This window comes from Nocardia sp. NPDC005978, from assembly GCF_040614455.1.
Classification (GTDB): domain Bacteria; phylum Actinomycetota; class Actinomycetes; order Mycobacteriales; family Mycobacteriaceae; genus Nocardia.
This window is the reverse complement of the sequence record NZ_JBEXUS010000108.1, coordinates 20,850-27,232: the sequence shown is the minus strand read 5'-3', so window position 1 is coordinate 27,232 and position 6,383 is coordinate 20,850. Positions and strand designations below refer to the sequence as shown.

Annotated in this window: 6 protein-coding genes; 2 read left to right on the top strand and 4 right to left on the bottom strand. The window is 70.5% G+C overall.

Going from position 1 to position 6,383, the window contains the following annotated elements; genetic code table 11:
• Positions 1 to 48: 48 nt before the first annotated feature.
• On the bottom strand, positions 49 to 1,389 hold the full coding sequence (gene lat, locus ABZ319_RS32845; protein WP_354990431.1) for an L-lysine 6-transaminase: 1,341 nt from the start codon (positions 1,387 to 1,389) through the stop codon (positions 49 to 51).
• A gap of 64 nt (positions 1,390 to 1,453) precedes the next feature.
• Positions 1,454 to 1,906, bottom strand: coding sequence for an Lrp/AsnC family transcriptional regulator (locus ABZ319_RS32840; protein ID WP_354990430.1), 453 nt, complete (start codon positions 1,904 to 1,906; stop codon positions 1,454 to 1,456).
• Positions 1,907 to 2,084: 178 nt separating this feature from the next.
• Between ABZ319_RS32840 and ABZ319_RS32835 the strand changes: the two genes are divergently transcribed.
• Positions 2,085 to 3,614: an aldehyde dehydrogenase family protein gene (locus tag ABZ319_RS32835; RefSeq protein WP_354990429.1), complete on the top strand. Its 1,530-nt coding sequence runs from the start codon at positions 2,085 to 2,087 to the stop codon at positions 3,612 to 3,614.
• A 77-nt stretch (positions 3,615 to 3,691) separates the two neighbouring features.
• On the opposite strand, the gene ABZ319_RS32830 is transcribed toward ABZ319_RS32835, so the two are convergent.
• On the bottom strand, positions 3,692 to 4,534 hold the full coding sequence (locus tag ABZ319_RS32830; RefSeq protein WP_354990428.1) for an SDR family oxidoreductase: 843 nt from the start codon (positions 4,532 to 4,534) through the stop codon (positions 3,692 to 3,694).
• A gap of 88 nt (positions 4,535 to 4,622) precedes the next feature.
• Positions 4,623 to 5,582 (bottom strand): patatin-like phospholipase family protein, encoded by a 960-nt coding sequence (locus ABZ319_RS32825; RefSeq protein ID WP_354990427.1) that lies wholly within the window; start codon positions 5,580 to 5,582, stop codon positions 4,623 to 4,625.
• 68 nt (positions 5,583 to 5,650) lie between these two features.
• On the opposite strand from ABZ319_RS32825, the gene ABZ319_RS32820 reads away from it, so the two are divergent.
• Positions 5,651 to 6,274 carry a TetR/AcrR family transcriptional regulator gene (locus ABZ319_RS32820; RefSeq protein WP_354990426.1) on the top strand — a complete coding sequence of 208 codons (624 nt, stop codon included), beginning with the start codon at positions 5,651 to 5,653 and terminating at the stop codon, positions 6,272 to 6,274.
• Positions 6,275 to 6,383: the final 109 nt, after the last annotated feature.

Below are 6,383 nucleotides of genomic sequence, written 5' to 3'. Positions count from 1 at the left end.
CGATCGTGCGAGCGCGATCGGCTCGGGTCCGTCGCAATCGGCTGGGGCTCAGTCCAGTACGCGTTCGAGCGCGTCCACGGCCTCGTCCAGTTCCTCGACGGTGACCGTGAGCGGCGGGCGGAAGCGGATGCCCCGCTCCCCCGACCCCAGGATCAGCACCCGCTCCTGTTCTCGCATGCGCTCGACGACGGTGTCACGCAGCCGTCCCGATTCGAGGGTGATGGCGCACATGAGCCCGCGGCCGCGCGGTTCGGAGACCTCCGGATGCGCCGCGGCCAGGGCGGTGAGCCGGTCCAGCAGCTGCGGTCCCAGGAGGGCGGCGCGCTCCACCAGTCCTTCGCGGTCGATGACCTCGAAGACCCGCCGGGCCCGGACCATGTCGGCGAGGTTGCCGCCCCAGGTGGAGTTGAGCCGGGAGCTGACGCGGAACACGTTGTCCGGCACCTCGTCCACGCGGCCGCCGGCCATGATGCCGCAGACCTGCGTCTTCTTGCCGAAGGCCACCACGTCGGGCTCGACGCCCAATTGCTGGTAGGCCCACATGGTTCCGGTCAGTCCGACGCCGGTCTGGACCTCGTCCATGATGAACAGGGCGTCGTTGGCGTGACACAGTTCCTGGACCGCGCGCAGGAACTCGCCGCGCAGGTGCCGGTCGCCGCCTTCGCCCTGGATGGGCTCGGCGATGAAACACGCTATGTCGTGCGGGTTTTCGGCGAAGGCGCGGGCGATCTGGTCGAGGGCGCGCTGCTCGGCGGCCTCGATGTCGGGGTGGTCGGTTCCGACGTAGGGGGTGTCGATCCGCGGCCAGTCGAACTTCGGGAAGCGCGCGGTCTTGACCGGGTCGGTGTTGGTGAGCGAGAGCGTGTATCCGGTGCGGCCGTGGAAGGCGCCGGTCAGGTGCAGCACCTTGGTGCCGAGTTCCGGTGCGCGCCCGTGCATCTCGTTGTGCCGGGACTTCCAGTCGAAGGCCGCCTTGAGCGCGTTCTCCACCGCGAGGCCGCCGCCGTCTATGAAGAACAGGTGCGGGAGCCGGGGGTCGCCGAGGACGCGGGCGAAGGTGTCCACGAACCGTGCCATCTCCACGGTGTAGACGTCGGAGTTGCTGGGCTTGTTCAAGGCAGCGGCCGTGAGGTTGGCCAGGAACCGGCGGTCCCCGACCAGAGCCGGATGGTTCATGCCCAGCGCCGAGGAGGCGAAGAAGCCGAACATATCCAGGTATGCCGTGCCGTCGCGGGCGTCGACCAGTCGGCGGCCGCGCGATTTGCGCAGATCCAGGACCAGATCGAAGCCGTCCGCGAGGATGCTCGCGGACAGGATTTCATGCACCCGGGCGGGGGTGACCAGTGGCGTTTCGGCTACCGCCCCGAGCCGATCGAGTTCGAGGGTCACAGACCTAGCGTAAATGAATTTTTACGGTCTTGCCCGCAACTTCCGAAGTAATTACGGAAGAGACCTACTTGTCATAGAATGTCTGCAGAATGATGGTGCTTCGTGTCCGGACATTGGCCGTCGCGCGGATCTCCTGCAGCAGCTGCTCCAGATGCCGGGGCGAAGCCACTCGCACCAGTAGCATGTAGCTCTCGTCCCCGGCCACCGAATGGCACGCCTCGATGCCCGGGATGTGCTGGAGCAGTGCGGGTGCGTCATCGGGTTGCGACGGGTCGAGAGGAGTGATCGCGACGAATGCCGAGAGCAGCTGCCCGAGCGCTTCGGGATCCACGTTGGCGGTGTAGCCGCGGATCACCCCGCGCGCTTCGAGCCGCCGGACCCGGGACTGCACGGCAGACACCGACAGGTTGGCTTTCTCGGCCAGATTCGACAGGGTGGCGCGCCCATCGGCGATCAGTTCACGAATCAGCAAACGATCGATGTCGTCGAGTACGGGTTTCGCCGGTGTATCCGCCATCAGCGAAGGCTAACGCAGCGAACCGAACTCGTGGCCGGAACCCGGTACGCGAAGCCCTCGTTCCGGCCGATCTCACCGTCTCCGCGACTCTTCCGCACACCCGCGCCCCGCGCCGGCGGCCGTCGCCGCCGTCGCGGACGCCCGCACCTTCCGCCCGCGACCAAGTACGGAGCTGCCCATGACTTCCGCGCTCACCGCCGACACCACCGCCGATCTACGCCTGCGCACCGCCGCGCTGCTGCACGCCCTCGGCGCGAAATCGCCTGAATCGGGCGCACTCTCGGTGCGCACGCCGATCACCGGCGGCGAACTCGCCACGCTGCGCCCGAGCACCCCGGCGGAGGTGGACGCGGCCGTCGAGCGCGCCGCGACCGCCTTCCACGCCTGGCGCACGGTGCCCGCGCCGCAGCGCGCGGCGGTGGTGCGCCGCCTGGCGCAGTTGCTCACCGAGCACCAGGCCGAACTCGGCGAACTGGTCACCCTGGAGGCCGGCAAGATCGGCGCAGAGGCGCGCGGCGAGGTCCAGGAGATGATCGACATCTGCGAGTTCGCCATCGGGCTCTCGCGCCAGTTGTACGGGCTCACCATGCCTTCCGAGCGCCCGGGACATCGGCTGATGGAGACCTGGCATCCGCTGGGCGTGGTCGGTGTCATCTCGGCGTTCAATTTCCCGGTCGCGGTGTGGGCGTGGAACACCGCGCTGGCGCTGGTGTGCGGGGACACCGTCGTGTGGAAGCCGTCCGAGGCGACGCCGTTGACCGCGCTGGCGTGTCACACGCTGCTCCAGCGGGCGGCGGCGGACGTCGGCGCGGATCCGCAAGTGCACCAGTTGATTCAGGGCGGCGGCGAGATCGGCGAGCGCCTCGTGGACGATCCCCGGGTGGCGCTGGTGAGCGCCACCGGGTCGGTGCGCATGGGGCAGTTGGTCGCCCCCCGGGTGGCCGCTCGTTTCGGGCGCGCGCTGCTGGAGCTGGGCGGCAACAACGGCGCGGTGGTGACGCCGTCGGCCGATCTGGATCTGGCCGCGCGGGGCATCGTGTTCGCCGCGGCGGGTACGGCCGGGCAGCGCTGCACGACGCTGCGGCGGCTGATCGTGCACGCCGATGTCGCCGGGCCGCTGCTGGACCGGGTGGCGGCGGCCTATCGCCAACTGCGCGTGGGCAATCCACTGGAGGAGGGCGTATTGGTCGGCCCGCTGATCAACGAGCGGTCCTACGCTGGGATGCGCGACGCGCTGGAGCGGGCGCAGGCCGACGGCGGCGAATTGCTCTGCGGTGGTGAACGAGTGGCGGGCCCGCACCCGGACGCGTACTACGTGCGCCCCGCCCTGGTCCGGATGCCCGCGCAGACGGCGGTGGTGCGAGAGGAGACTTTCGCGCCGATCCTGTACGCGCTCACCTACCGCGACTTCGACGCCGCCATCGAGCTGCACAACGCGGTGCCACAGGGACTTTCGTCCGCGATCTTCACCCGGAACCAGCGCGAGGCCGAACGGTTCCTGGGCCCCGACGGCTCGGACTGCGGTATCGCGAACGTGAACATCGGCACGTCGGGCGCGGAGATCGGCGGCGCGTTCGGAGGTGAGAAGCAGACCGGCGGCGGCCGCGAGTCGGGCACGGACTCCTGGAAGTCGTACATGCGCCGGGCGACCAACACGGTCAACTATTCGACCGAACTGCCGCTGGCCCAGGGCATTCGGTTCGAGTAGCGCGCGAGTGCCCGGGCGGGGAGACCGCCCCGGGTGGCCCGAACCCCCCATGCGGTCCGGGCCACCGACAGGCGGTTTCAGTCCTCGCTGATGGCGCGGATCTGGGCCTCGTAGCGGGCGCGGGTCGTCTCGTCCGAGGGGTGCAGGGCGCGGTCGCCGTTGAAGAGGCGGCGGACCAGGCGCACGGCGGCCTCGGGGGCGGCGGCCAGGGCCACCTCGACGGGGGCGAGGTAGTTGGGCACGGCCACTTCGGCTCTGCGGCTGCGCACGGTGCCGACGATGGCGGCGGCGACGTCCTCGGGGTCGACCGTCGGCAGGCCCGCGCCCAGGGTCAGGCCCGAGGACAGGCGGGTGCGCACGGCGGAAGGCATGACGCAGCTGACGCTGACGCCCTGCGGTTCGAATTCCAGGCGCGTCGCCGCGGACAGTCCGACGGCGGCGAACTTGCTGGCGTTGTAGACCGCCAGCCCGGGGATCGGGACCTTGCCGGCGAGGGAGGCGACGTTCACCACGTGGCCGCGGCCGCGCTCGATCATGCCGGGGACCACCGCGCGCATACCGTGGATGAGGCCCCACACGTTGATGTCGATGCTGCTGCGGCCCACCGCGTCCGATTCCTCGAGGAACGCGCCGGCGGGCATGACGCCCGCGTTGTTGATCAGGATGTCGACGGGGCCGAAGTCGGCCACGACCTTGTCCCACCGGCCGCGATCGCGCACGTCGAGTTCGTAGGCGCGGCCGTCCAGTGCGGCCGCGGCGGCCTCACCGGCCGCGAGATCCACGTCGGCGATGGCGATGCGCGCGCCCTTGGCGGCGAAGAGTTCCGCGGTGGCCTGGCCGATGCCCCGGCCACCGCCGGTGATGAGCACGCGCGCGCCGTTGATATCGATTGCCGGATAGTTCTTTCCGAGAACGCTCATTGCTGACTCCTGTGTCGTGCGGGTGTGGCGTGCCGGGCACCGCGCGGGTGCGAGCGGGGCGCGGCGGGCTCCCGCCGCCGCGGGTGACTCATTCGAAAGCGGCTTGCGACAGCGCTTTCCGGGTGCTGATCAGGCTGTGCTCGAAGGTGGCGCGGCGACGGCGGCCGTCCATGAAGTTGGGGCCCATGACGGCGAGGTCCTCGGCCGACGCGCCCAGGTACAGCACCTTGGTTCCGCTCGCGCGCAACTGGGCGATCTCGCCGTCGAGCTTGGCGCTCATGCGGTTTCGCAGCTGGCGTTCGAGGAGGTGTCCCGCGCCGGTGGCGGGCAGCCGTCCGGGCGAGGCCATGGGGGCGATGACCACGACCTCGTCGAGGTCCGCCGGAATCAGCAGGTCCACCGAGGCGGTGGAGGCCGCGCCGCCGTCGATGAAGGTGCGGCCCGCGATCGGCACGGGCGGGAACCAGCCGGGTACGCCCCACGAAGCCCGCAGGGCCGCACCGAGACTCGACTCGGGTGCGTTCGGGGAGCCGAAGGCCACGCGTTCGCCGGTGGCGTCGTCCATGGCCACCAGCCAGGTCGCGGGATGCGCGACCCAGCCGCCGCCGGGGTTCAGCCGGTCGGCCAGGCGTTGCAGCCAGCCGGGATCGCCGCCGCCGATCGGCAGCAGCCCGCTGCCCGCCGTGAGCAGGGCGTGGCCGTTGCCGGGCCGGGCCAGCAGTTCGCGCGCGGCGCGGGCGGGCGCGCCCAGGCGCGGGCGCGGCAGTGGCGGAAAGCGATTCGGCTCGCAGCGCATGTGCGACGCGAGGATGGGGTCGGTCGTGGTGCCGTCCTGCATGGCGACGAGGTCGTCGACGCCGACGCCGCTGCCGAGCATGGTCAGCATCTCGGCGCCGGCGGAGGTGCCGATCATGACGTCCGCGGTGCGCGGATCCCAGTCCAGCACGTCGCGCGCGGCGGCCAGCGCCGCCACGATCCATGCCGCGCCCAGCGTTCCCCCGCAGCCGATGGCCAGGCCACGTCGCTGTGCCCCGTTCCTAGTACTCATGGTTTCAGACACTAGCAGTTTCGGGATACCGGCGGTATCCCGAATCTGGAGGTACATAGAATCGACCCATGGCACGACTGACCCGGACCGAAACCCAGGCCCGCACCCGCGCGGAACTGCTCGCGACCGCCCGCGACCTCTTTCTGACCGAGGGCTATGCCAAGACCAGCCTGGAACGGGTCGCCGAGGAGGCGGGCTACTCCAAGGGCGCGGTGTACTCGAACTTCAAGACCAAGTCCGCGCTCGGGCTCGAGGTGATCGAGCTGATCCACGAGACCAAGTTCGGCGAAGCCGGGGAACTTCTCGAAGGCGGCGGCACCCTCGAGGAACGGCTCGGACGGTTCCAGAGCTGGGCCGAGCACACCCTCGGTGACGTGGGCTGGACCATGCTCGAGTTCGAGTTCGCGATCGTCGCGCGGGAGGACCCGGCGCTGCAGGCGGGGCTGATCTCCAGCCTGTCGATCGTGCGCGGAGCCATCGCCGCGCAATTGCAGTCGCTGGCCGACTCCATGCAGTTGACGCTGCCGCTGCCCCCCGAGGACGCCGCCAACGCGATCCTCGGACTCGGGGTGGGACTCGGCATCATGCGCGCGATCGACCCGAGCATCTCGGCGCAACTGATCACCGATGCCGTGCGCGAGATGTTCGGCGGTGCGCTGCGCCCGGCCGGACCGGCGGTCGCGGGGGCCTGACCACGGGCGTGGGAGTGAGTGTGACGGACGACGTCGTGCGGGAGGGCAACCGCTATACCGGAGGGCAACGCCGTGCGCGGCGGGCAACGCCACGGGTTCGGGCACAGCG

Excerpts from the sequence above, each read along its gene's own strand:
- ABZ319_RS32830 (WP_354990428.1), bottom strand. The coding sequence starts at position 4,534 with ATGAGCGTTCTCGGAAAGAACTATCCGGCAATCGATATCAACGGCGCG.
- ABZ319_RS32840 (WP_354990430.1), bottom strand. The coding sequence starts at position 1,906 with ATGGCGGATACACCGGCGAAACCCGTACTCGACGACATCGATCGTTTG.
- ABZ319_RS32835 (WP_354990429.1), top strand. The coding sequence starts at position 2,085 with ATGACTTCCGCGCTCACCGCCGACACCACCGCCGATCTACGCCTGCGC.
- ABZ319_RS32820 (WP_354990426.1), top strand. The coding sequence starts at position 5,651 with ATGGCACGACTGACCCGGACCGAAACCCAGGCCCGCACCCGCGCGGAA.
- ABZ319_RS32825 (WP_354990427.1), bottom strand. The coding sequence starts at position 5,582 with ATGAGTACTAGGAACGGGGCACAGCGACGTGGCCTGGCCATCGGCTGC.